Here is a 25,303-nt window from a genome sequence, read left to right as displayed (position 1 = left end):
AATAATTTATCTTTACCTATTTATTTAAGTAAACTTTTCTATTAAAAAATAGAGAAAAGCCCTGTTAACATAAGACTTTTCTCCCTTTCAGCTGTAACCACTTTTAAATGGTTTGGCTATCATGAGATGTTCTAAGACATCCTGGTTCTTCTAGTAATTAAACAAAATGCATTGTTTATAACTAAATTTTATGCTATTTTAATTAATAACATATTATTTTTTTAATTTAATGATTTTTCAATATCTTTTAATTTAGAATAAAAACTTTCTTTTGAATCATCATTGTTAATAATATGCGTAGCAACTTCTTTAACTAAGTGTGCATTATGTTGACGTTTGAAATTTTCTTTTGTTTCGAAATGTTTAACAAAACGACAATGTGGCATAGGATTTTCTAAATTAATCTTAACAAATTCTCTTAACATTCTTAAATTTTTATTGGTTTCAAAATAAAAACAATACGTTCGACTATGTAAATTAGATATATTAGTAAAAATTTCAGAACTATATAATGATTCTAATGTTACATTTTTTCCATTTGAATAATTTAAGATCTTTTCAAGAAAAAGTTTATATATACCATCTTGTTGATAAAGCTTTTCTAATGCATTAGAAAAATTTTCTTTATTACCAGTATAATCAATTTGAAAATAATCCATTAGTTCTTTTTCAATTTTTATAATTTTCAATCTCTCATAATTTAGCGTGCTTTGAAAATAAACTCCAGCAGTTGATTTACCAGATTCACTCATTCCACCAAGAAAAATAATTTTAATTTCTTTATTTGTCATAAATATTTGTAACTTTCTTTTGTTCCATAAAGTTCTTTAAAATAGACGCAAACGCTTTTCTTTCAAGTTGCGTAAATTTAATTTTCATTATTACATTTTGAAGAATAATTTTTTCTGTATCAAGATTTTTTATCAATAATTTATACAATTTTTCAATAGTTTTATAAATTGTTCATTCAAGATTTTTTTCATCTTGATAAACTTCTAAAATCAATAATGTTAAGAATATACCTTTAGGTAAACGGTAATCATAAACTCTATATAAAGATGAAAGCGTTTTAATAAAAATTAGTGTTTCTTTTAAAAATTTGTATTTTTTGATTTCTTTTTTTACTTTATTAACTAATTGATCATTTTCTGATTCTTTCAAGGTATCAAACATATTGTCAATTGTGTAATTTTTACCATTTTTCATATAAATAAGAGCTAAATCATAAATTCTTTGTTTATATTTGACTCTTATCATACCAGGATATTTTTTTACACTATCAAATTCGTTTTGATATTTAAAAACTAAATCATAAATTTCGTTAAGTACTTTTTTATAGGTTGAAATTAAAAAATCTTTCGAAACTTTGTCAAAATTTAAAATTAACATTAAATCTATATCGCTTTGAAATCTGTATGCATTCATAATATGATAATCAATTTGCAATTTATTTGAACCTGAAGGCTTATATACCATTTCATAGTTTGAAAATTCATTTTTTATTTCTTTTAAAAGTTTAATAATTAACTGCGGTATTTTCATAATGCTTAATTATAACTTTTTATTACTTCAAATTAGCAGACTTTTTATTACTTCAAATTAGCAGACTTTTTATTACTTCAAATTAGCAGACTTTAAAAAAGTAAAAAAGTAAATTTTAAATTTAACTAAAATATATATACTTATATTTATAAATATACTTAGTTAAGGAATTTATTATGGCAAAACAAAGATTAATTAGCGGAATTAAACCAACTGGTGATTTAACTTTAGGTAACTACATTGGAGCCTTAAAAAACTTTGTTAAATTACAAGAAAAATATGATGCTTACTTTTTTGTAGCTGACTTACATGCTTTAACAACGGGTTCAGTAGATCCAAAGGAGCTTTATAAAGCAAGATATGAAATTGTAGCTATGTATTTAGCATGTGGTTTAGATCCAGCTAAATCAACAATTTTTTTTCAAAGTGATATTGTCGAACATGCAGAAGCGCAATGATTGATGACAAGCGAAGTTTCAATTGGCGAATTAAATCGTATGACGCAGTTTAAAGACAAAGCTCAAAAAGTAATTAAACAAGATAATGGTACAGAAAAAATTCCTGTTGGACTTCTAATGTATCCAGTTTTAATGGCTGCTGATATTTTAATTTATAATGCTGATGTTGTTCCTGTAGGTGAAGATCAAAGACAACATTTAGAATTGACTAGAACTATTGGGGAGAGACTAAATAAAAATTACAAAACTAATTTCAAAATTCCACAAGGTATTGTACCTCCAGTTGGAGCCAGAATTAAATCATTAACAGATCCTCTTAGCAAAATGTCAAAGAGTGAAAAAAGCACAAAAGCCACGATTTACTTGCATGATGATCCAGAAGTAGCTTACAAAAAGATTTTAAAAGCTGTTACTGATTCTGAAAACAAAGTTTATATTGACGAAAATAAACCTGGTATTTTAAACTTACTTCATATTTACGCGGCACTAAATGATCTGACGCTTGAAGAAGCTGAAGCAAAATTTAAAGATGCAAATTATGCTATTTTTAAAAGTGCTGTAGCACAAAGCGTTAAAGATGAATTAGTAAAAATTCAAACTAATTATGAAAAAGCAAAACAACTTGTAGATCAAGTTGTTAAAGCGGGAGCTCTAAAAGCAAAAGCAATTTGTGCTCCAATTGTTCAAGAATTAAAAACTAAAATGGGATTTAACTAAGGATTAAACATGAAAATTAATGCTGATAAACAATTAAACCATACTACAAGTCACTTGTTAGGTGCAGCTGTAGAAATACTTTATCCTGGTGTCAAATTAGGTTTTGGACCAGCTACCGATGAAGGTTTTTACTATGATTTTGAATTTCCAACACCTTTAAGTGTAGAAGAATTAAATAAAATCGAAAAGCTAATGAAAAAATTAGCTTCAAGAAATTTGGTTACTATTCAAATTCCTGAAAGTGAATACGATTTTACCAATAAGCCTTATAAACAAGAGCTTTATGATGAACTAAAAGCGCAAGGAAAAGAAATTACTTTTTATGCATTGCAAGATCCTTTGAACAAAGAAATTGTTTTCAAAGATCTTTGTGCTGGTAATCATACTGAAGATACTAAAAAAATTAAACATTTTAAATTGCTTTCACTTGCAGGAGCATACTGAAGAGGAAATAGCGATAATATTCAACTAACTAGAATTTATGGTACTTCATGATACAACAAGGAAGAATTAGATAATTACTTAACTATTCTTGCGGAACGTAAAGAAAGAGATCATAGAAAAATTGGAAAAGAACAGAAAATCTTTGCTTTCGATAATTTAACTGGTCAAGGATTACCAATTTGATTAGAAAATGGAATGTATATTCATAATGAAATACGTAATTTAGTTTTAAAACTTGATCGTAAATATGGTTTTACAGAAGTGCTTACTCCGCACTTTGGAAATGAAGAACTTTATAAAATTAGTGGGCACTTAAATCACTATAAAGAAGATATGTTCGCACCAATGGTAGTTGAAAAAGAAAGATTAATTCCGCGCCCAATGACCTGTCCACACCACATTATCTGCTATGGAATGGAAAAAAGATCATATCGTGATTTGCCAATTAGATATTCAGAACAAAGCCAACTTTATCGTTATGAAAAATCAGGTGCACTAACAGGACTTGAAAGAGTAAGGGGAATGCTCTTAACTGAAGGTCATCTTTTTGTTAGAGAAGACCAAATTGAAAGTGAAATTAAATTAATGTATCAATTGATTCAAGAAATACTTACTATTTTTAAAATTGAAATTAGTTACATTTCACTTTCATTAAGAGATAAAAATGAAAAAGATAAATATTTCAATGATGATCAAATGTGAGATTCAGCCGAAAGAATGCTTAAAAAAGCTTTAGATGACATGCAAGTTAAATATGAAATTGTTGAAGGTGAAGCTGCTTTTTATGGACCAAAAATTGATATACAAATTCACACAGCACTTGGACATGAAGTGACAGTTTCAACCATTCAACTAGATTTCTTACAACCAAAAAACTTTGATATTCACTACACTGATAAAGATGGTCAAGAAAAACGTCCAGTGATGATTCACCGTGGTTTAATTGGTACTTATGAAAGATTTGTTGCTATTTTATTGGAACAAACTAAAGGTATTTTACCTTTCTGATTAGCGCCAAAACAAATCAGTGTTATTCCTGTTAATAATGAAGAAAATCTTGCTTATGCACAAGAAGTGACAAATAAATTATTTGATCACAACTTTAGAGTTAAATTAGATGATCGTGATGAGAGATTAAACAAGAAAATTCGTGATGCTCAAACTTCAAAAGTTAAATATCAAGTGATTTTAGGTGCTAATGAAACTAATGATAAAACAGTTTCATATCGTGAATATGGTAAAAATGAGACAACTACTTTATCATTAGAAGAATTTATTACCATGTTACACAACAAAAAAGCTAATTATGAGTAAAAATAAAATTCAAAACAAGAAATTTAATAATAAAAATTTAAATTTAAAAGCTTTTATAACCACTTTATTTATAATTCTGTTTCTAATTATTCCTTTTGCTTTTGTTTATATATTTTTAACTAATGACATAGGAAATTCATTAATTAAAGAAAATTGAATAGTTTCTTTGATTGCCTTAGGAACCGTTTTTATAGCCTTATTAGTAAATTTTTTACTATTTAAATTTAAAATTTTGAGTATTCGCTCTTGAAATTTTTCAATTCCTATTATTTTCCTCTTTAGTTTTATGATTTTTACTTCATTTAGCAATAGTAAATATTTTCCACTTTATGCTAGAATAATTCTTGCTCTAATTTTAGTTGTTATAATAACAATAATTACGAATCATTTTGTAGCAAAAAAAGAGGATAGAAAAAATATAAATACTAAGTAAAACAATTTAGTATTTTTATTTTTTTCTTTAATGATTTTGTTTGTTGTTCTATTTTGATACTTAAATAAAAATAAGTTAAAATTCTAATATTTTTGTTACTTTAATAAAAAGTATAAAAAATTAAATTATTCTAATAAAAAATACAAGTTTTAAGAACTTGTATTTTTTTCATATATTGCTTTTTTATAGACCTTTAAGTCTTTTTAACATTTCGTTATCAAACACTTTAACAAATTCAGTAATTAAGTCTAATGTTGCTTGAATATCAACTAATGATGCTACACCTATTGGTGAGTGTAAATAACGTTGAGGAATTGATAAAGTAATAGTTGGTACTCCACCTAACCCATATTGTAAAACACAACCGTCAGTTCCACCACCTTCAGCAATATATTTATAAGCTGGAATGTTGTGTTTTGCAGCTAATTCAACTAAAATTTCAACTAATTTTGGATCTGTTAAAATTGCTGAATCTTGCATTAATAAAGCAACTCCATCGCCTAGTTTTGGTGTACCTTTAGGCGCATTTGTTGTATCGTGTGAAGCTCCTGTATCAATAGCAAAAGCGACATCTGGATTAATAATTGACACACTTGTTTTTGCCCCTCTTAAACCAACTTCTTCTTGTACGGTTCCAACCATATAAGTTTCATTTGGTAAGTCTAAATCTTTAACTGCGTTAGCTAAAAAGTCAATAACAGTTACACCCGCACGATTATCCATTGCTTTACCAGCAACTAAATCATTTGGTAAATCAAGTGGTTCGCCTGACATGTAAACTCTGTCACCAATTTCAATTCCAAATTCCACAGCTTCTTCTTTACTTTTAAAACCACAATCTACATAAAGTTCTTTAGTAGTTGGAACTTTTTTCATATTTTCAACTGACATAATGTGAATTGATGTATGTCCAAAAATTCCATAAATTGATTTTTCACCTTTATTTGTAACAACTCTAGCTTTAGTTCCAATTACAGCCGCAGGTCACACTCCACCAACAACTGAAAGTAATAAGTTTCCGTTATCTTCAATTGATCTAACTAAATATCCAACTTCATCCATGTGCGCTGCAATCATAATTTTAGGAGTTCCAGGTTTTGATTTAGTTTTAATAATCAATGAACCTAATCCGTCTCTTGAAAATTCTAAATTTTCGCTTTGAGTATTTTTCTTTAAAGCTTGTGCAACAGGTTCTTCATAACGACTCATGGCTTCGATTGTCATATATTCTTTTAGTCTTTTAGACAATTTTTCATATTTTGACATTTTATTGCCTCTTTCTTTTTTTGATATTAATTAATACGTAAATTATATAAAAAGTAAGTAATTTAATAATTACTTTTAGAAATTAGAAATAAAAAAATGTCTCTTTATGAGACATTAGATAATTTGTAAATCTTTTAATTTTGTATAAGTACCATCTTGTTTAACATCATCAGCAATATCTTTTGCAATTTGACAAATATATTTGTCTTCGCATCCTACAGCTACACCATAAGCAGAGTATTTAATCATTTCATAATCATTTGAGCTATCACCAAAAGCAATTAAATTTTTTGAAGCATCAAGACCTAAATAATTAGCTAGTCATGATAAAGCCGTAAATTTGGTTACACCTTTTGGAGTAACAAAAAGTCCTCTGTGTCATTTAGAATTAATTTCTAATGGTAAATTGTATTTTCTAATTGTATGTTTGACAAATTCTTCTAATCTAGTAGTAGTTTCCTCATTATAAGATCCTAGAGTAATTATGTGAATATGTTTTGAATCAATTTCAAAGAAATTGATTTCTTTCATTTTAGCATGGTGAGGAGTTAAAAATCAAGTATTTTTATTAATTCCTGGTGAATGATAACATCAATTTAAATCAGTTACTGTAAGACTTTCCAAATCAGGGTGTCCCCAAATTTCTTTATATAAAAGTTCTAAATTTTGCAATTTAATAGGTTTTTCATAAATAATTTCTTTAGCTTGTAAATCATATACAAACATTCCGTTTGCACCTATAAAATAGTTTGCCTCGGGAATTTGATCTAATAAATTACCTATTGTAATAAATTCTCTGGCTGTTGAAATAATAGAATAAATATTATTTTTTTCTAAGTCCTTGAACATTTTTTGAATGTTAGGATTAAAAGACAATTGACTAAAAGGTAAAATGGTACCATCAACATCAAAAGCAACCATTCTAATTTGATTTTTCAATTCTTTTTTTTCTTTACTTGTCATAATTTCCTTTTAATACTTTGTTAATTTATTTCCAAACAATTTTTTTACTTTTATTTCATTATCTTTAAAATAAACAATACCTAAAATATTTGCTTTACTTTCTTCATCTGCAATTAGATATTCTTCATTATTTTTCAAATCTAAAAAAGTTTTTACACTAAAGCCATTTTTTAATTTTTTTATCTCTTTAGCAGCAAGAAAAATTGTGGAAATTGCAAAAGCGGGTGCATTTTCAATTTTAACAAATTCTTTATTATTCAAAAGTGAAATATTAAAATCGGAAATTATTATTCGCTTTAAACTAATTAAATGTCCGTAAGTATTAAAAGCAATTGCTAAATCATTAGCAAGTGAACGAATAAAAGTTCCATTTGACACGGATAGAGCTATTTTTAAGGTTTGTTCGTCAAAATTAAATTTTTCAATTTTGACGTTTTCAACTTTTATTTTTTGAGGTTTTAAGTCAACTTTTATTTTTTTTCTTGCTAGTTCATAACTTCTTATGCCATCAATCTTTTTGGCACTATAAATAGGAGGAATTTGACTATTTTGAACTTCTAATCATTCAATAATTTTTATTAAGTCTTTTTCTTCTATTTTATTGGTTGAATAATTAATTATCTCACCCTCAAGATCATAAGTATCAGTCTGAGATCCAAATTTAATTTCCGCCTCATATGTTTTATTTTTATCTGCAATATAGGAAATTAATTTTGTGTCTTCATCGGTTGCCACAAGTAATAATCCTGTTGCAAAAAGGTCCAAAGTTCCAGTATGACCAACTTTTAAAATTTTCTGATCTTTTGCAAATTTTTTAATTGCTTGAAAAGAAGATTCTCCTCTTTTTTTATGAAGTAAATAAAACATATAAATGCTCCTATAAAGTAATTTTTTTAGTCAAAAAGTTTAAAAAAGAGTAAAAAAATGATATTTTTTTAACTTTTTTAAAATTCCAATTTTTTAATTCTTTTTTTAGCAAGATATAGTAATATTATAAGAAACTTATTAATAATATTACATAGTTAATATTATATAAGTTTTAAGAATAGGAAGTACATTAAAAATAAAACATAGAAACGAAAGGATAGTTTATGAAAAAAACAGGAAAAGCCTTAGCAATTGGTGCAGCCGCTTTACTTATTCCCGCTGTTGGTTTAAGTACAATTGCAATTTTATTATTAAAAAATTCAAGGAAAGATAATCAGCAAATTGAAAAGATAACACCTTTTAAACAATTGGATGAAGAAACTAAAAAAGCAATTGATTACTTGAATAAATCTTCTTTAGACAAAAAGGATAAAGACGAACTTCTAACTGAAATTCAATTTGCAAGTCAGTTGTTAACAAATAAAAATTCTTCAACTAAAGATATGTTAATTCAAAGAAATGCTTTAAGAGAAAAAGTTATAAAAAGTTTAATTAGACAAAGTCTTAAACAGAATTTAAATCAAGAAGAAAACGAGAAAATCTTTTCACAGTTAGCAAGTTTAATTAAAAGTCCCGATCTTAAAAGTGATTATGAAATTGTTTTTAAAGAATATAAAGAAAGCAAAAATCTTGATAAATTCTTTGAACAAACTAGCTCTTTAATTGAACAACAAAATGAAATTAGCATTGAATTGGAAGTAAAACTATATAAACTTTTACATGAGTACAGAACCAAAGAATTAAAAATTACTCTTGATGAATACAACAGTCTTTCACAACTTTTAAAAGAAACCGAAGAACTTTTAAACTCACCTGAATATACTCGTGATAACGTGCAAGTTTTATCTTATCTTTTTGACAAGGTTTTAAATGAAATTCTTGAAAGTTCATTAAATTTAAGCAAAGAACAAAATCAAAATTATATAGCTTTAATTAACAAGATTTATGAAGCTAAAGCAATTCTAAATGAAACACAATTAGAGCAAACAACAAAAAATCTTTTATTCCGTCAATTAGATGATTTAAGATCACAAGTTGATAAAAACTTTAATGTTTTAACACTTAATAATAACGAAGGATTAAACAATGCTAATGAATTAATTTCATTCATTTTAACCAATAGTGCTTCTTATTTTGCTAGTGAAGAAGAAATTAAAAATGACATTAATTCATTAGTGTTAAACATTAAAGAACAACTTACAAATAATGAAATTAGTGATATTTTTACTCAAAAATATCAAGATCTTTTAAATAGTGTAACTAATAAATTAGAAAATTCAAAATTAACATCTGCTCAATTAATTGATTTAAAAATCAATTTCTTTAATAATGCTTTCTATCTTAAAACCGCTAACTTATCACATTCTAATTTAATTAATAAACTAAATAAAGGACAAACAAACAACATTTTAAGTAAAAATGATCTCGATTCATTTGTGACACAAATCAATGAAAAAATGCTTAAAACTGAAAAAATATCAGATTTAATTGAAACTATTGCTAATTTAGAAAATAGTTATGCCAAATTAATTTACGCCAATCAAGCATTAAAAGATCAGTTTGTTATCTTAGAAAAACAGTTAGAGACTTCTTTAGATGATTATTCTAAATTAATTGATCCTATTAATCCTGAAAATGTTAATGACAAATGAACAACACAAATTAAAAATTTACAAGAAAAAGTAAAAAATGTTCTTGAAAAATCTGATTCAGTTGATAATCTAGGTAATTTATTTGAAAACTATTCAAATCTTGAAAGATTAATCAATAAACATGAATTAAATTTATGAATTAGCAAAACTGATGAAATTGCAGCGCATATTAAAGCTGACAAAGAATTGTTAGTTAAATTAGTAGAACTTAATAAATCATCCGCTCCTTTAGCATTAACAAATTCAACAGCAACTAGAGCTGAATTACAACAAAAAATTGCACAATATACAGAGTTAAGAGAAAAAATTCTTCTTTCACAAAATTTAAATCAAATTGAAGAATTAAAAGATGTAATTCGTGAGAAAATTGATCAAAAATTTAATCCAACTGATCCTGCTCACCAAGAATTAGTAAATAGATTAAATCAATTGCAAAGTGAAGCAATTGCTCTTTCATTAGACAGTAGTTTGCCTCTAAATGAAAAACTTGCTAGAATGGCAGAAATTCAAGAGCAAATGAACGATATTGAATCTAAACTTGATAGTACTAAAAATTTAGAAGATACTTTTAAAGAAGCAGTTGCAGAAATGGATAAAATCGATGATGATACTGACTTAAAAAACCAGTTAGCAGTCGAACTTAAACAAATTAAAAAATTAATGAATGATGCACGTAATGTATTTGCTGCTCCAGATCAAGAAGATCCTCTAAATGTTAATGAACAATTAAGAAATGCATTGGATGACTATTACCGTAAAAAATCACAATATGATTCCGATTCAGCTTATAGACAAGCTCTAAAAGCTATTAACAATACTTTTGCACCTGCAAAAACTGGAATTCAAGATACTCCATTACAAGCTAAATTAAAAGAACAATTAAACAATTTAAAAGAAAAAGTTCTTGATTTATCTTTACCAAAAGAAGATCGTGAAGCTGCTAAACAGTTAATGATTGATATGGCTAATAATGTGCAAAAAGCATATGATTATGAAGTTAATAAAAATAAATTAGCAGAAATTATTAAAAAAACTAAAGAATTGCCAAATAACAATAATTTCCCTAATGATGATTTAAACAACGCACAAAATCTTTTAAATCAAGCTAATAATTTTTTCAATGAGATTAATGATCAAAATCCAAAAAATGCAGATAGCTATCAAGATTATCAAAATTTAGCTGATAACTTAAGAGCTCAAGAAGAAAATTTACTTTATCAAATTGCTGCAACAAAACTTAAAAATGCTGTCGATGAATTAAAACTTAATAAACATGATTTGACCATTGAACCATTTTCACAGGTAAATAATTCAATTCAAGCATTGTTAGATAAAAAAGATCAATTGTTAAATCAAGATCCTAAAGCAACACCAGAAGAATTGGATCTTTTAACTGCCGAAATTGAACGTCAAATGAAATTAGCACAAAAATTAAAAGAAGCTTTAGATACTTATGCAGAAATTGACACTGAAAATCAACCAGAATCTGCTCAAATTTTAAAAGACATAATTCTTAATTCAACTCTTAATTCAGATGATAATAACGCTCAAATTAATAACAAAATTAACAACCTCGATGCAGAACTAGCCAAAATTAGAGCACGTCAAGATTTAAAAGATGAAATTGTCAAATTAAAAGCAGTCTATACTGCCGCTGAGAAAAATAAAACTATTTTTAGTGCTGAAGCAGAAGCACTAGATGCCAAAATTACTGAATATGAAAGAATTCTAAATTCTAAAGATTCTTCATTAAATGCACTAAGAAGTAAAACCGAAGAAGCCCAAATCACCCTGTCTGCAGCGCAAAACGAAAAAACTAGAATTGAAAATAGTTACAATGCTTTAGTTCAAAAAATTAAAGATAAAAAAGCATCACTTGATGCTGCAATGAGAAATGAAGGTTTAACAGAAGCGCCACTTTTACAGGCACTTTATGACGATTTCTTAGCAAAAGAAAATGCTGATTCTACATCGTTTGATGATTTAAATGAAATTTATGCAAAATTACAACTTGAATTTAATAAAGATGTTGTAAACAAAAAGATTGCTGATTTAGAAGCCAAAGTTGCTACTTTTGATACTACTAATGCCAAAGCCGATTTTCCACAAGCACAACAAGCGAAAAGCAAAATGGAAGAAACTATTGCTGCTTTGAAAGAACAAGTATCTAATGCAACTAGTCCTAGTGATTTAACTAACATTAATAATTTAAAAGAAACAGTTCAAAAACTTCAAGATCTTGCTCAAGAGCAAAAAGAAACAATTGAATACTTAAATACGACAACTAATCAAAATGATTTAACTCCATTAAAGGAAAAATTAATTTCTACTCTTCCAACAGATTCATCAACACCAAATGAAATTCAAAACAAAACTGTGGACTTAAAAGCTTCATTAGACGAATATCGTGAATTAGATGAAGTTAAAACTGCGGAAAAAGCCAAAATTCAAGAAAAAAGAGATGAATTAAATAATTTATTAACTCCTGCTAATGCTTCCAATCCAGAAGATCCAGCCAATAGTTATGATCCAGCCTTAAAAGAAGCTCTTAATAGTATTTTGGATGGTTTTGTAAACAACGTTGATTCTGCCGCTGATAAACCTTCTGTTGCAGACGTGCACAATGATTTATTAAAATTAGAAAGCAATAAAACGTCATTGTTAGAATTAGCTCAAAAAACTAAACAAACACAAGATATTATTGATCGCCTTGCTGTTAAACCTGAAGAAGAAAAAGATCCATTCGAAACAGAAATTCAACAAAAATTAAGTGATGCATTAACTAAAGCTAGAGATAGTTTTAGAAACCCTGATGCTGCTACATTAAAAGATGCAAATAATGATTTAGCTCAGTTGTTAGACTCAGCTAATGCTTTAAATGACTTTTTAAATGAATATAAAGAAGCTAAAGCTAAATTAGCTTTAATTAATTATCCTCAAGGAAATATTGATTTAACTCCACAACAAGCTAAAGAAAAATTTGAAGCCTACATTGAAAAGCAAAAAAATGAAATTACTTCATCAGAAAATGTGGATAGTATTTTAATTAAATCAAACACCGTATTATTACGTAGAGCATCTTCTTTATTAGACTTAGAGAAAAAATACATTGATGGAAATGTTGAAAATAATATTACTACCATCGGACAAAAAGAAATCGTTGCTGATAATTCATATCCAAATTATGGTTTTGAATGAGATGCAAAAAATATTGCTGATTCTATTCTTCTTTCTGTACCCGATTTGAATAATGACTTAAAAAGTTTAGAAAATGCGCAAAATCGTTTAATTAGAGAATATGACGCAAAAATTAATGTTTATAAAACTAGAAAAACATTAATTGAATACATTAATAAAGAAACTGAAGTTTTAGGAGTAAAAGTTAGTCAATTACAAGACTTAGGTAATGAAGTTAAATACAATGAATTAAAAACTGCTCTAACTGACTTCTATAACAATAAAAATACAACAATTACCACAGTCGATAACTTCCTTACCTTAATAGATATTGATGAGGAAGTAAGAAGAGTAGTAAATGCTTATAGTACTTATAAACAACTTGCTGAAAGCATTGATGCTGCAAGAATAGCAATTAATTCTTTAGATAGTGAAGTAGATGATATTAAAAATAATCAAAATTTAGTTAGTGCTAAAAATGATTTAAATACAGCAATTGCTGATGGTGTGACAAAATATGTTCAAAATATTGACATTACTGAAATTAATAAACAAAAAGCATTAATTGATAGATTAAAAGCAAGATTAACTTTTATGCTTGAATATGCTAAAGCTACAAACAATTTAGTAGTTAATTTTCAAACTGATGCTAATACAATTGACAATTTAACTAATAATGAAAAAGCTTCAATTCAAAAAATATTAGATTTAATGCTTGTTGAATTAAGAGAAAATTCCTCACTTGAAAATGAAGAAAATTACCAAAAACTATTGAATACTTACGTAAGTGGTAGAGGTAAATATAGTTATTTAACAGCTATTGATACAGCTAAAAATCTTCATAATGCAATTATTGAAGCAAAAAGTTGAACAGTTGAAAGTGTAGAGAACGAAAGCGTGGAAATGCAAACTCTTTACACAAAATTAAATGAAATTATCTCAAATGCAGAAAATAAAAATGTTGTTCTTGCACAAAATAAAAATAATATTTTAATAGTTGAAGCTGAAAAATATGAAGCTTATGACAAAATAAAAAATGAATTAACTGGAATAATTGCACAATTAAAAAATCAGAAAAATAAAGAAATTTTAGAACAATTACAAATTGCAAAAAATATAAAAGATTTTTATCAAATATATCCTGCTATTGACAGTGGACAATTTACACCAATTATGTCTGATTTTGAAGAAAATGCTATTAGAAATTTAGAAAACTATAGAGTTTCAAATTCTGGCGATATTTCAAGTGCAAATGAAAAAATAGCAACTTCAAAAGTTAAGTCTAATGAACAAGTAAATCGTCTTGTAACTTGAGAAAAAAATAGATTAAAATCAATTAAAGAATTAATTGAAAAATATGTTAATTTCTTTAAAGATAATTCTGATGATAAAACTTATGCAAAAATTATTGCTGGTATAACTGATGAATTATTAAATAATACTAGCGAAACTATCCAAAGAGCTACTAATGCATTAAGTTCAAATGATTCAATTGATGTTTCAAACTATCAAGAAAAATTAAATGGTTCTTATGGCATTATCTCACAAGATTTAGAGAATTACTTTACTCAATTAATTGGTGTTGCAAGAAATACTTCTTCTTCAACTAGAACAGAATTGAGAGCTTTTTACAATGAATTAGAGACAACCGAAAACAATAATAGTAATGAAACTAATATTAATGATTTAATCAAAGCTTTATTTAAAACACAATTTGATGAAAATATTAGTTCTTATCGTACAAAATTTGAAGAGTTACGTAATTATGCAACAAATAATCAAGAGCAACTTAATGCAGCTTTAAATCCATCATTGGGTTCTATTGACTACAACATGGATTTAAGTGAAGAAATTAAAGCTCAAAGAGAAACAAATTATAGAAATTTTGTTGAATATATTAATAATCACATTAAAAATGCATATGTAACATTAAATAATCTTATTTATGGTTCAGAAAATACAAGTGGTCTAAAACAAACTAACACTACTTACATAACTAAGAGAACTAATTTTGCAAATATGTTAAATCTAATCGCTAAAAACGAAGCGCCATTTAACAATTTAACAAATTCACAATTCTTTGAAGATATTATTAATTTCTATTCAGTTCAATCAACAATTGCAAGAAATATTGATCAAGCTGCTGGAAATGTCTTAATTCCTTTACAAAGTTCCTTAAGAAATCAGTTACTTTCACTTAAAAATACACTTAAAATTTCTAATAACCTTAGACTATGACTGCTTAATGAAAGTAATAAAAGATTATTCTTTAATTACTTAACTCAAACAACAAACGGTACAAGAAATTCAAAATTAATTAATGCAAAAGATGAATATTTAAGCGAAGTTTTTGTTAATAAAGTAAATGAATTAGCTACAAATAAAACTACTTTCACAGCGGGTGCAAACACTTACGATGCTCTTGAAATATCTTCTTCTTCACCTTTACTTGAATACTTCAACGCATTTCCTCTTGTTAAAGGACAAAATCCATATAACGAAAACGTTAAAGTATATTTATTTAAAGAACAAACTGATGAATCATTTACTCAAACTTTTTTACAAACTGATACCTCAATTAAAAAAGTTAAAGTAAATCTTAGATTTGTTTATCAACCACCTATTGATAATACAAATATTTTCAATGATGTTACTTCATTCCAACATTTAGAAAGAGATGTTTTAATTACCTTCAAAACTTTAGATTTAATTCATTTTGACAAATCTCTTATTGAAACTAAAGAAAACATGAATACTGCTCCATTATTCCACATCAATGATGCTGGATGAAATGCTTATGCTACACTACCAAATCTTATTGCTTCTTTTAATGAATATGGAACATTGAATTTAATTAAAAATAATCTTTCATACTTTACAGAAAATGTAAATGTTAATCTTAATGATACAGATCAAAGAGGCTCAACTTCAACTCCTAACTTAAGATTTAAAATTAAATTTAAAGATGATGCAACATTTAACTTAAGATATCCTACTTATGGATCTACTGAAGTAACAAAATATATTCCAGTAAGAGATAGTAATGGAGACACTTTTATCTACTGAAAACCTCTATCAGCTGATTTTTCATATGATAGAAACACAAGAAAATATACCCATTCATTAGGTATTTCTGTTTTCATTCCACTTATCGCTCAAAATCCAGATGCAATTACTGCAACACAAGGTAAAATTTCTGCTCTAAACATATATTTTGCTTTTAGAAATGCAAATGGTGGTGGTATTAGTGTAGCAGAAACTGGTAATCAAGCTTTTGTTTTAGGTTCTACACCTGATGGATCAACTGCTCGTGATAAAAATGAAACAGTCTTCATAACACCACATGCTGATTCAATTAATCAATTCATTACTGATGCTAATAATGATTTAAACATTGCTTCAAGAAACTTTAGTAAGTTTTTAGCTGCTCAAGTTGTTAATAAAATTGATCAGTGACCAAGATACAATACCGATCCCAAATATGTTGTCTTTAGAGATAATGGAAATTACTTCGATAACATGAATTTAGGTAGAGAAAACTTATTCAACTTATTAGATAAATTTGATTTTCAAATGAAATTACATGTTGATAGAACTAATGAGACAAATAATACACAAGGAGGAAACTAATGAGTAAAAAAATCTTACTTTTAGGTGCTTTAGGTTTAGCAAGTGCTGCTGGTTTGGCAGCTACTGCAGGACTATTAATGAGTCGAACATATAGAAATGAAAATAGCACAGAATCAGGACTTTACAAAAATTATGTCGAAAGTAAAGAGTTATACAATAAAAATAAAAACGATTTTATTTTTGATCAAACCACTCAAGCAAATTTATCTTATTTAGAAAAATTGGCTGATGATTCATGAAAAGAATCTAAATTAGGCTTAACAAATGTTTTAGAAAATACTAATAATTACCAAAGTGCCTTGTTAACAGCATATTTAGACTATGCCAAAAACAATACATTAACTTTCAATGAATTAAAATTATTAAAAAAAGTTCTAGAGAATCAACAAAATAGAATTAGAGAAAATGATCTCTTTGATAATTTTAAAAGTGAAAAATTAACTCAACCAAACACTTTAGGGCAATTAAATACTCGCACTAAAGATCAAATTTATAATTTTCTACAACAATTTGCTGATAAATTAAATAAATACTTAAATCAACAAAATGATATTATTCAATCGACTCTTTATCCCGTAAGTCCACTTGCTAATACTTTTGAGGAAAATATTTACTTTAGTCAAACTTTACCTACTATTGTCTTGCAAAATTATTTCAACATTTATATTAATAAAATCAAAGATCAACTTTTAGCCAACAACTTCAGTAAAAATGAAATTGTGTTAAACAAAAACTCACTTGATAATTTAACTAATCAATATAAAGAAGACAATATTGATTTAAGAATTACACATCAAGAAATTTTTGAAATTATTAATCAAATTCAAGAAGCAACAAAATCAAATGTTCTTGATAAATATTACGCAATCAAAACTCAAGAATATGTCAAAGATATTAAAAATCAAGTTAGTGCCGCTACTTCATTAAACGAATTTAAAGACATTAAATCACAACTTAATGTTTATTTAACAATGCTTTTAGACAATTCAAGAAGTATGCCTGAACTTAGAAATAATTTAAAATCTTTTGTTGTTCATGCCCTTAATGGCACAAACTACTTAAAATCATTAATTTATAATGCTCTTAAAAGAAATTATTTTGAACACAATATTAATATCTCATATGACAAACTTGATGATGTAAATGAAGAATACAAAGATCAATTCATTGGTTTTAAAAATAAATTGACAACAGAGATTGCTTTAATTACTAATTTAGACAAAAAAATTGTTAAATTGAATTCTATCTTAAATAGTCGTTTTACTGATAGTATTATCACTTATGAAAGAAAAGATTTTTATCAAAAAGAAATTAATAATTTCATTAGTTCAATTTCACAAAATACTAAAGATTTAAATAACAAATTAGATAAAATTATTGATTCATTAACTAAAGAAATTGAGAAGAGAGTTGCTTTAAATAATTTAACTAAGGAATTAAAAATTAATCAGGAATTAAATCGTAGCACCTTTATGAGTAATGAAATTGCTACAATTTATTCTAATTTATTAAATCAAGCAGTTGAACTTCAAGCAAATCAAAAAATAAATAGTGATGAGTTAGTTACTAAAACAGATTTATTAGAAGCACAATTTAGAAGTAATCAAAAAACATATTTCCATCTTCTTTTTGCTAAAGTTGATCAAATTAAAAATGAATTAAAAACACAAAATGAAAACGAATTTAGCGACATAATTGAAGAATTAGAAACTTTAAATGAAATACATGAAAAATATGTAAATTATTTTAATCCTCTTCCATCACCTCTTTTAACTACAATTATTAAAAGATATGATGCAAAATTAAATGCAATAACCTTGTTTATTGAATATCACAAAACTAAAACTAATGCTGATAATACTTCAATTTATCTTGATAAAGTTTATAATCCAAATCAAGAAGAAAATTTTGAATACAACAGCTATACAAAAAAACAAATTGATTTAAATAATCAATTAAATGATCAATTAGCACAATTAAAAAATAAAATAGATGCTGGAATTGCATCGCAAGCAGATCTTAAAAAATTTGATGAAATAAATGATAAATTAAATTCATTAAGAGAAAATGCGATTGAATTAAATAAATTGGCTAATTTAGGTGTTGAATTAGATGAGATTTTAGCATCTGCTGAAAATAGCTCAACTTTAAAACAAAAAGTTGCTGAAAAACAAGATGAAATTGATGCTTTGAAAAAACAACTTGAAGAATTATTCAGTGATCCTTTTGCAAATAAAGATAAAATTGCTCAAACTCAAAAAGAACTTAGTGTACTTTTAAATAATTTAAATGACGATCAAACAGATATTGCTTTTGCAAATGAATTACAAAATGCTCTTGATGCAATTAATAACAACTATGGTGATGAAGAGGGAGAACAAAGTCTTGGAGAAAGTTCACTAAGAAACAAATGAAATGAACTAAAAGATAAAGTTGCACAACTTGGTAATTTATCTGATGAACAAAAAGATGAATTATTAGATGAAATTATTAAGCTTAAAAATGCTGCACCTATTGTTAAAAATCTTGAAATTAACAAACAACAATTATTAAATCAAATTGATGAAGTAGAAAATTCTCCTTATTCAATGGCTAAAACACAAAATGCTATTGATCAAGCTGAAGAAACCATTGCCAACGTTGATCAAATAATTAAAAATGTTTTTGTTGGTGATCAAATTCCTGCTTTAACTACAATTTCTGCACAAGAAGTTAATTTAAATGATGCTAAAGATGATTTAACATTAGCATCATCAAAAGACAAATTAGCATATTTTAACACTTTTCTTCAAGCAAAATCCTCAACTGAAAGTGATGAAATTGATAATAAATTAAATGAAGCTTTAACAAAAATTGATCAAGAAACTGAAAAATTACAAGCATCAAACGATCCTGAAAATGTAAAAAACATGAGCAATGTAGTTGAAAAACAAATTCCTCTTGTTGATGCTTTAAAAGAAGCAATTGCAAAACAAAAAGAACTTACTAAAAATAATCCAAAAACCGCTGCTTATTTAAAAGCACAAATTGAAAAAAATTTACCTCTTCCTACTGATACAGAAGCAATTGTTGCTCAAAAAATAGCAAATATCAAAAAAGCAATGCAAATTGCTGATGAAAAAAAACTTTTAGAAAATCAAATTCTTGCTTTAGATAATGTTTTAACTGATGCACAAGAACCAAAAGCAATTTTTAGTGATGTTTTAACTAATATAAATACTCTTAAAAATAAATATCAAAATATGCTTGATGATACTACAAATAAATATTCAATTTATGAAATTAAAGCTGCTCAAAATGATATAAATGAAAACAGAAATCAATTAGAAGCTACAAGAGATAAAAATCAAGCAAATTATGATGCTGCTGTTGCCAACATAGATCAAATTAAAACTAATATTGATCAATCAATTACAGGTATTAAAAATGTAGATCCTAATGCATCTTTCCCAAATTATGATAGAGTTGTTATAGAATATGAACAATACAAAATTTCAAATCCAGCAACTATCGAGGGCATAAACAATTTTGAAAATAAATTAAAAGTTGCTTATGCTAAAGATTTAGCACTTGAACAACTAAGAAAAATTAGAGAATATGTTAATGATCCTGAATTTGGAAATAGTAACTCACACTTACAAGTTAAAAATTCAGCCGAAGAATTTATTAATGATTTAACTCAAAGATTAAATAATCCTTCTTTAAATGAGGCTCAAGCTAAAGAATTGCTTGCTAAAGCAGAACAAGAATTTTCATTAGTTGTTGAACAAAAAAGAACAGCTGATAAAATTTCTACTATTGAAAATACAACTGATCCTGTTGAAAGAGAAGCACAAAAAACAACACTTGAAAAATTAACTCAAGCACTTAACAATTCTCTTCCTAATTCAACAAATAATTACAGTGATTTAATTCAACGTAAAGAAGAGTTGAAGAAACAATTAGCAAATGAATCAACTCTTTCTGAAATTAGAAGTAGAAATGCTGAAAATATCGAAGATGCAAGAATTGGACTAAGAAATAAATTTAGAGAAAAATTAGCTGCAATTCCTGGTGGAGTTGATCCTGAAGCAGAAGAATTAATTAATTCTAAATTAGATGAATTACTTAAAACAAATTCAGCTGCAACTACCATGGATCCATTGAATGAAATTAGTCAAAAAATTGATAATATTGCTCTCAACTTAGACAAAACAGTTGAATTAGCTGCAAAAGTTAAATTAGCAAATGATGCTCTGACAACAGCAGAAAATAATTCTTCACCTGCCGTTATTGAATACCGTACTCAACTTAATAATTTAATTGTGCAAGCAAAAAATAATTATGCAAGTAATACAAATAATGGTTCTGATCTTGATCAAATTTCAAATCAAATCACTGAACTAACTAATAAATTAAATTTAGCTACTGAGATTGAAAATATTATTCGTGAAGCAAAAGCTATTTTGGCAACCACTAATTTCAATAGCAAAAATAGCATCAATGGAAACACAAGTTATAGAGTCAATGTAGATCGTTGATTAGATAGAATTCAAACAAATACCATTAATTCAAGTGGTACACAAGATCAAGCACACTTACTTAGAATGAAGGAACGTGCTTTAAAAGCCAAAGAGTTAGTCACAAAAGAAAATGAAATTGCAACACAAATTGAAGATTATCAACGTGATTCATATTTAGGTGTATTGACAGATGCAAACTATCTAATTAATGCCTTGTGAAACAATATTCCAACTAAGTCTTATGATAATGATGCAAATAATGTTGAAATAAATGATAATATTGATCGTTTAATTAATGCTCTTAATGTTGCGAAAAGTACTGCAACAAAAAGAAAAGAAAATCATGTTATATTTGAAAACTATAAACAAGATTTAAATGATGACACATATGAAAATTTAAATACAAGTTTTCAAGAAGTTTACTTAAAACTTAAAACTAGATTAGATAAATATGAGGAAGACAATACTTCAGCAACTAGTTTTGATGAACTTAATACATTGGTTGAAGATTTTAAAACTTGATTAAAAAATCCAACAACTAATTATTTAAATTTGGCTAAGACTATTAAAAGTGCTGAAGAATATACTAACACTTTGGGTTCAGATTATCAATTGAGAGATGAAAAAAATGAACTAAAAACTTTAATTGCTAATGCAGAACAGCTTTATACACAAAAAGTGACTCCTGAACAAATTGATGTCAAAAAAGTTGAAATTCAAATCAAACATGAAAAACTAAAATTACTCAATACTTATGCAGAATTAAGAAATAAATTAAATTCAAACAACATTTTAATTGATGATGAAAAAGAAGTTTTAAATGCAAAATTTGAAGAATTTATTAGAGAATTAAATCAAGGTGAACAATCAATACGTAACTTTGAAGTACTTAAAAGCAAATACTTAGATAAAACAAATGAAAATACATCAATTCCTAATATCTATGAAAATGCAGTTGAATTAAGAAAATACATTAATAGTGGTCAAAATTATCTTACATATAAAGCAATTGGAATTAATACATATTTAGATAGTGATACAACTAGAACTAAATATGATGATTTAAATACCTTATTAATTCAAGCTGAAAATGCTAACAAAAATCTTAATAATAATGAAGTTGATAAAGTCTTAAAACAATTTGAAATTATCACAGCGATTAATGAAATTATCGAGTCTAAAAAAATTGATTTAAATAAAACTAAAACAAGAGCTCAAAATCTACTAAACATTATTAATGAAAAATATAGCAATTTAAAACTTCCAGAATTTGAAGAAAAAGCTATCACCGAATTAACTAATCAAGAATTCTCTAATTATCAATTAGATGAAGAAACCTCAGCAGTAGAAAAAATTAACGCAAAATTAACTGCTGCAATTAACCAACTAAATCTTCAAATTTCTAAAATTTATAATGAAGGTTTAGAAGTAAAGAGAAATAATGTTTTAAGTACATGAAATTATCTTAAAAATAATTTCCAAGCTTTCAATGCTCGGGGTAATGCTAATGAAGTTGTAACAAATATAAATTCAACAGAAAGAGATAAATACGTTGATAGCGCATTTGCTTGAAAAATTAATAAAACTGTTGAAAATGAAAATGATAAAAATACATGATTAAACATCGTAAATTCAATTTACACAACAGATAATAGCGACAAAACTTTTAATTCTCTTTATGAAGCGCTTTATGCAGGTTCATATTTCTTAAGCAAATTTGAAAAAGCTAATTTTAATAATAGTTTAATCATTAATTATGTAAAAGTTGATGCAACAAGGGATTTTGCAACTGACTTTTTATTACCATTTACTCAGAACTTTAACACAATTGATACATTTAGCAACGATTTCATCGCTCAAATGTACAATTTACAAAATAATTTAGTTAAAAACATTGATAAAGATCAATTAGAAACTGCAATTAATGTTGACTATACATCATTAGAGAACTATTTAAATGATAGTGAATTAATTAATAAAATTGTTGAAGCATTTAAGCCACTTACTCTTGCAACAATGGATGATGATAATAGTTATCTAGATAACAATTATCTTTCATCTTTACAAGAAGAATTTAACAATAATCTAAAAATTCAAATTGAAAAAGCAAGAGAAGACCTTACAACTAGATTAACATCAATTGAATCTTATAAAAACTTGGATAATTTATTACTATTTGGTAAAAATTTATCAAAAGTAAATCAAACATATACTTCATTCTATGAAACATTTAAAGATCTTATTAAAAAATTAATTAGTCAAAAATTAAGTTTACAAGAAATTTTTAGTGAATTGTATTTAAATGAACAATTTGCTTCACCATCTCAATTTACAAATGAATTGGTAAACAATTACAATCAAAAACTTGATGAATTAATTAATATTATTGGTCTTGAGAAAAATGGTAATAATTTAGTTGAAACTACAGAAAAACTTTATTCAAATAACAAAGAAAATTTTGTAACTGTTATTAATAATTTATTTACAAATAATCAGGAATCAAAATGAACTAAATTTATGAAATTTGTAGTTGAAAATAAATCACAATTTTTAAAACAATTAAATAGCCCAGTTACAAATGAAGGTGGATTTACAAAAGATCATAGATATGAAGTTGTAAGAGCAAAAGATGATGTTTTATTAAGACACTTTACTACTTATCTTAATTCATTAGATACTAATTTAACTGAATTAGATATTACAAATAATGATACTTTCTTAGATATGTTTAAAGCTTTTGCTTTTACCAAAATTGATATTCCAAATGCTTCACAACCATCAACTTATAATCAAAACTTCTTTAAAGTAGTTTTACTAAAAAATCAAACTGAAACTGATTCAAGTTGATATACACCAGAAAATAGTGGTAGCGAAGCATTTAGACAAATTAAAGTAAAAGTTAAATATATTTATCAACCTCAAAATACACCATCATTTGATAATATTGGCGAATTTAGTGAAGAAAAAGAATTAACTATTAAATTCTATACAACTGATACAGTTGGACTTGAAGATGGAGCTAGCGATTTATTCTTTAATCAAAACTTAGATGCCGGTTTCTTAGCTAGAATTCCTATTTTGGATTTACAAGATGCTGGTTGAGAAAGCGTTACTACACAAGAAGAGGCAGAGAGAAAAATTATTGCTGCAATTAAGGAACAAGTACTTAATGGTCAAAATTCAGTTGTCTTTAAACCTTCTGAACTTAAAAATAATCCAAACGGTAAATTCTTATTTGAATTCCAAAATCAATTAGCAACAACTCTTAGAGTTAATGATGTAAGTAATATTGGAAATTTTATTCCATTTACTTCGTTATTAATGGATAATGATAAACAAATTTTAAGAGTGTCTGTTAATGAAGCAACAAATGAATTAGTTTTCCTTGAAGCTTTACCTGCTAACTTTATTGGAACACCTTACTTTAACAAAGCATTACCAAATAGTCCTTATAACAATAAAGAAGAATATGATCGGTTAGTAGCAAATGAATCAATTTTCTGAGAATTAAATAATCCTGGAGTTTTCGATTTACAAAGAACCATGCCAGTTTCACAATTAAATATGTATCGTTTTTCATTTAAATTAGAAAATGGCAAAATTTACATATATACTAATTGATATGAATCATCATTTATCATTAAAAAAAGAAGTGTTAGAGATTCTAACTATGATCGTCAAAATGTTGCTGAAGAATACAAACCTGTTTGAACAGCAGAAAAATGATCAGAATATTTAATGAATAGAGCAGATTCATTAGTGAGAGAAATTGATACTAAAAACTGACCAAGAAATTACTTCTTCCTTCCTGCAAGTTCAAGCAGCATTAGAGAATTTGGACTTTTATTCCCTACATCTATTGATAGTAGAACTATCATTGTAGAAGGAAGTGATCCAGAAAATACTTTAGTTGCTTCTAAACAACAACATTGACGTGGTGGAGCAGGAAGTGATGGACAAAGAATTGAAGATATTTCAGCTCAACAACGTATTGGTGGACTTTACAATGCTTCTTCAAGAGCATTTAATTTCAAAATTAGAACACGTCCTAATATAGATTAATACCAAGAATTTAAATATTAATTTTAATAATCTATCAAAATACTTTTTTAAAGTGCAATGAATTAGTTGCACTTTTTTATTGACTTATTTATTTTTAATATTTCTTTAAACAAAATTATTGCAATAAAAAAAGAACATTTCTTTGAAAATGTTCTTTAATTAATTTAACTAAATAAAATGATTTAAAAATTATTTAAATTCCCTAAAAATAATTAA

10 protein-coding genes are annotated in these 25,303 nt (G+C 26.2%); 5 read left to right on the top strand and 5 right to left on the bottom strand.

The window, feature by feature from the left end; translation table 4 throughout:
- Nucleotides 1-221: 221 nt before the first annotated feature.
- On the bottom strand, nucleotides 222-791 hold the full coding sequence (locus EXC37_RS01625) for a hypothetical protein (RefSeq protein WP_029892157.1): 570 nt from the start codon (nucleotides 789-791) through the stop codon (nucleotides 222-224).
- Nucleotides 781-1,542, bottom strand: a complete 762-nt coding sequence (locus tag EXC37_RS01620; protein WP_029892156.1) for a hypothetical protein — start codon at nucleotides 1,540-1,542, stop codon at nucleotides 781-783. Before EXC37_RS01620 ends, EXC37_RS01625 begins: the two co-directional genes overlap by 11 nt.
- A 176-nt stretch (nucleotides 1,543-1,718) precedes the next feature.
- Between EXC37_RS01620 and trpS the strand changes: the two genes are divergently transcribed.
- The 3 genes from trpS to EXC37_RS01605 are packed head-to-tail and all read left to right on the top strand — an operon-like array spanning nucleotide 1,719 to nucleotide 4,908.
- Nucleotides 1,719-2,717, top strand: coding sequence for a tryptophan--tRNA ligase (gene trpS, locus EXC37_RS01615; protein WP_029892155.1), 999 nt, complete (start codon nucleotides 1,719-1,721; stop codon nucleotides 2,715-2,717).
- A 9-nt stretch (nucleotides 2,718-2,726) separates the two neighbouring features.
- A complete protein-coding gene (gene thrS / locus EXC37_RS01610; RefSeq protein ID WP_029892154.1) occupies nucleotides 2,727-4,475 on the top strand; it encodes a threonine--tRNA ligase in 1,749 nt (582 codons plus the stop codon).
- On the top strand, nucleotides 4,468-4,908 hold the full coding sequence (locus EXC37_RS01605; RefSeq protein ID WP_051660731.1) for an MAG3450 family membrane protein: 441 nt from the start codon (nucleotides 4,468-4,470) through the stop codon (nucleotides 4,906-4,908). The genes thrS and EXC37_RS01605 overlap by 8 nt, the downstream gene beginning before the upstream one ends.
- A 183-nt stretch (nucleotides 4,909-5,091) precedes the next feature.
- On the opposite strand, the gene EXC37_RS01600 is transcribed toward EXC37_RS01605, so the two are convergent.
- From EXC37_RS01600 to truB, 3 genes are all read right to left on the bottom strand, one after another.
- A complete protein-coding gene (locus tag EXC37_RS01600; protein ID WP_029892152.1) occupies nucleotides 5,092-6,174 on the bottom strand; it encodes a M42 family metallopeptidase in 1,083 nt (360 codons plus the stop codon).
- A gap of 114 nt (nucleotides 6,175-6,288) precedes the next feature.
- Nucleotides 6,289-7,137, bottom strand: a complete 849-nt coding sequence (locus EXC37_RS01595; protein ID WP_029892151.1) for a YcsE-related riboflavin metabolism phosphatase — start codon at nucleotides 7,135-7,137, stop codon at nucleotides 6,289-6,291.
- Nucleotides 7,138-7,146: 9 nt separating this feature from the next.
- The gene (gene truB / locus EXC37_RS01590; protein ID WP_029892150.1) at nucleotides 7,147-8,004 is read right to left on the bottom strand and encodes a tRNA pseudouridine(55) synthase TruB; all 858 of its coding nucleotides are present in this window, start codon (nucleotides 8,002-8,004) and stop codon (nucleotides 7,147-7,149) included.
- A gap of 224 nt (nucleotides 8,005-8,228) precedes the next feature.
- Here truB and EXC37_RS01585 point away from each other — a divergent pair, with 224 nt between their 5' ends.
- Both EXC37_RS01585 and EXC37_RS01580 read left to right on the top strand, forming a co-directional pair.
- The gene (locus EXC37_RS01585; RefSeq protein ID WP_029892149.1) at nucleotides 8,229-16,523 is read left to right on the top strand and encodes a hypothetical protein; all 8,295 of its coding nucleotides are present in this window, start codon (nucleotides 8,229-8,231) and stop codon (nucleotides 16,521-16,523) included.
- Nucleotides 16,523-25,087 carry a hypothetical protein gene (locus EXC37_RS01580; RefSeq protein WP_029892148.1) on the top strand — a complete coding sequence of 2,855 codons (8,565 nt, stop codon included), beginning with the start codon at nucleotides 16,523-16,525 and terminating at the stop codon, nucleotides 25,085-25,087. The genes EXC37_RS01585 and EXC37_RS01580 overlap by 1 nt, the downstream gene beginning before the upstream one ends.
- The last annotated feature ends 216 nt before the right edge of the window (nucleotides 25,088-25,303 follow it).

Source organism: Mycoplasmopsis columbina (assembly GCF_900660685.1).
In the GTDB taxonomy this organism is placed as follows: domain Bacteria; phylum Bacillota_I; class Bacilli_A; order Mycoplasmatales; family Metamycoplasmataceae; genus Mycoplasmopsis; species Mycoplasmopsis columbina.
The sequence above is the reverse complement of the archived record's forward strand: the minus strand, read 5'-3'. Positions and strand labels throughout refer to the sequence as shown.